This is a genomic window from Streptomyces misionensis (genome assembly GCF_007896895.1).
Taxonomy (GTDB): domain Bacteria; phylum Actinomycetota; class Actinomycetes; order Streptomycetales; family Streptomycetaceae; genus Streptomyces; species Streptomyces misionensis_A.
This window is the reverse complement of record NZ_VOGW01000182.1, coordinates 35,829-37,762: the sequence shown is the minus strand read 5'-3', so window position 1 is coordinate 37,762 and position 1,934 is coordinate 35,829. Positions and strand designations below refer to the sequence as shown.

At 77.2% G+C, this 1,934-nt stretch carries 2 protein-coding genes; one reads left to right on the top strand and one right to left on the bottom strand.

Going from position 1 to position 1,934, the window contains the following annotated elements; genetic code table 11:
- Positions 1-460: GNAT family N-acetyltransferase (locus tag FRZ03_RS39510; protein ID WP_186785713.1), on the bottom strand; the 460-nt coding region annotated here is incomplete at its 3' end.
- Between the two features lie 180 nt (positions 461-640).
- Here FRZ03_RS39510 and FRZ03_RS39505 point away from each other — a divergent pair.
- Positions 641-1,934: pyridoxal phosphate-dependent decarboxylase family protein (locus tag FRZ03_RS39505; RefSeq protein ID WP_186785712.1), on the top strand; the 1,294-nt coding region annotated here is incomplete at its 3' end.

The following is a 1,934-nucleotide window of genomic DNA, read 5'->3' as shown; positions in this document are numbered from 1 at the left end:
GTTCCGGGTCCAGGGCGAACCCGAGGCGTTCGAGGAAGCGTTCGCCGGGCCGCCAGCCGGGCGGGACCGTCGCGGTCACCTCGGTGGCGTCCCCGGCCCGGGCCAGCAGGGATTCGGCCAGGGCGCGGCCGAGGCCCCGGCCGCGCGCCCAGGGGGCCAGCAGGAAGAGGCCGACGGCGACGGCCCCCGGCCGCGGATGGCCGCGCACGGCGTCCACCACGCCCGCGACCTCCCCGTCCCGCTCCAGGACCAGCAGCACCTTGTCGTCCGGGTGCGCGCCCTCGGGCAGGGCGTAGAACAGGCTCTGCACGTCACCCGGTGCCGAGGGCAGGCCCGTGGCCGCCGTGAACCAGTCCTCGCACTCCTCGAACAACCCCAGCAGCGGCGCCTCGTCCGCCGGACCCAGCTCGCGCACCAGCACCCGTTCGCCGGGCACGTCGATCATCCACGTGTCCACCATCCGGCCGACGGTAGCGACGCGCGTTTCGGCCCGCATCCCCGTTCCGACAGGTTTTCCCCGTACGGCAGTACCCACTTCCGGGTTCCGATCGTTGAGCATGCGGGACACACCCCTCTTCCCGTACCACCCGCAGTCCACGCGGCGCGCCCCCACGGCGGCCCCGCGAGCGGAGGCCAGCCCATGCCGATCGAGCCCCTGGCCTCGGGCCCCCACGGACCCGAGGCCCTCCGGCCGCTCCTCGACACCGTGTTGGAGGCGCTCACGCAGGGCCGGCAGGCCCGCGGCGGCCCGCTGCCCGCGGGCGGGCCGCGGGCCGCCGCCCGGCGGATCGCCGAGGCGCTCGGTGACGTACTGCCCGAGGAGGGCGACCCGGACGGCCTGCGCGTGCTGGTGAGGGCGCTCGCCGAGGGGGCCGCCGATCCCGCCGACCCGCTGTGCGCCGGCCATCTGCACTGCCCGCCGCTCGCCGTGGCCACCGCCGCCGACCTCGCCGTCAGCGCCCTCAACCCCTCCCTGGACTCCTGGGACCAGGCCCCCGGCGCCGCCACGCTGGAGGAGGTCGTCGCCGGAGCCCTCGCGCGGACGGCCGGCCTGGCCGACGCGCTGGTCACCACCGGCGGCACCGAGGCCAACCAGCTCGCCCTGCTGCTCGCCCGCGAGGCGTACGGCGGGAGCGTCCGCCTCCTCTGCGCCGCCTCCGCCCACCACTCGCTGGCCCGTGCCGCCTGGCTGCTCGGTCTGCCCGACCCGGTCGTCGTCCCGGCGCCCGGCGGCACCCTCGACCCGGCCGCCCTCGACGCCGCCCTCACCGACCTCCCCGGCCCCCTGCTGGTCGCGGCCACCGCCGGCACCACCGACGCCGGCCTGATCGACCCGCTGCCCGAGATCGCCGCCCTGTGCGCCGCCCACGGCGCCCGGCTGCACATCGACGCCGCCTACGGGGGCGCCCTGCTCTTCAGCGAGCGGCACCGGGCCCGGCTCGCCGGACTCGACGCCGCCCACACCATCACTCTCGACCTGCACAAACTCGGCTGGCAGCCGGTCGCCGCGGGCCTGCTCGCCGTCGCCGACCCGGGCGAGCTCGCCGTGCTCCACCACCACGCCGACTACCTGAACGCCGACGACGACACCGAGGCCGGCTTCCCCGACCTGCTCGGCCGCTCCCTGCGCACCACCCGCCGCCCCGACATCCTCAAGGCCGCGGTCACCCTCAGGACCCTCGGCCGCCGCGGCCTGGGCGCCCTGGTCGACCAGGTCTGCGACCGGGCACACGAGTTCGCCGCGCTCGTGCGGGCCCACCCCGGCTTCGAGCTGTACGACACCCCCGTCATCAGCACGGTCCTGTTCCGTCCCGCCGGCGCCGCCGACCCCACCGTGGCCGCCGTCCGCCGCGTCCTGCTGCACGAGGGCCGGGCCGTCCTCGGCCGCGCCCGGCTCGACGGCCGCCTCTGGCTCAAGGCCACCCTCCTCAACC